General features: G+C 37.8%; 1 protein-coding gene. It reads left to right on the forward strand.

Going from position 1 to position 958, the window contains the following annotated elements:
* The first annotated feature begins 16 nt into the window (after nucleotides 1–16).
* Nucleotides 17–538: a disulfide bond formation protein B gene (locus tag ACS8FD_RS17435; protein ID WP_439262555.1), complete on the forward strand. Its 522-nt coding sequence runs from the start codon at nucleotides 17–19 to the stop codon at nucleotides 536–538.
* Nucleotides 539–958 lie beyond the last annotated feature (420 nt).

A 958-nucleotide genomic window follows, 5' to 3' on the forward strand; every position in this document is an offset into this window, starting at 1 on the left:
TAAGAGTATGTCGCTCATGCAAAAACTGACCAATTATCGCAGTTTACAAGTATTTTTGGTCTTTATGACTGTGATTGGTATGAGTTACGCGTTGTTTTTTTTACAGCGTTATATGGGGTTATCTCCTTGTCCACTTTGTATCTTTCAACGTATTGGCTTAATGGTCATGGGCGCTTTTGCATTAGTAGCCGCTTTGTTTCACCCAAAGTCGATTGCGATACGCTTGCTATTATGGCTTGGTAGCTTGGTGGGTATTGGCTGGGCTACAATCGTAGCAGCACGTCATGTTTGGTTACAGCATTTACCTGCTGACCAAGTACCTTCATGCGGGCCAGGTTTAGACTACTGGCTCGATACCTTACCTATTTTACAGGTTTTTAAGGAGGTGTTTTCAGGCTCAGGTGAATGCGCAACTATTGATTGGACCTTTATGGGACTTAGTATTCCTGAGCAATCCTTAATATTTTTCAGCCTACTACTACTAGTACATATATTGATATTATGGCGTATCTTTCGTCCAGTGGAGACACTAGCCTGATTATAGTCATTTAACTATTATCACGCTTTTGTTATAGCCTACCTTTTATACCACCTTATATCGTGTCTACGATAAAGCCTCCTAAACGACTGGTTATTAGCAATATAACTCATTTAGGGTTACTTACTCTAACAGAACACCTACATAAGAGTAATATTCGTTTGTTAGAGTAGCCAGCGTTTATTCCTTTTATATAACCGTTCATTCTTCAACTTTGACTATCTCTAATCTAGCTTATCCTAAAAGTAGGATTTGTTACAGATGAGTGGTCGCTTAATAAGAACTAAATACAAAAATTGATAAAAACGCTTCATTGGAGTCGGTGACGTTTTTACAACGCTCCTATAACTTATTGACGTTACTATTGAGAAGTCTATCAGTGAATGTCTAATACACTTTTTTGCTATTAAAGAAGCATTT

This window comes from Psychrobacter sp. 1U2, from assembly GCF_051847575.1.

Excerpts from the sequence above, each read along its gene's own strand:
- ACS8FD_RS17435 (WP_439262555.1), top strand. The coding sequence starts at position 17 with ATGCAAAAACTGACCAATTATCGCAGTTTACAAGTATTTTTGGTCTTT.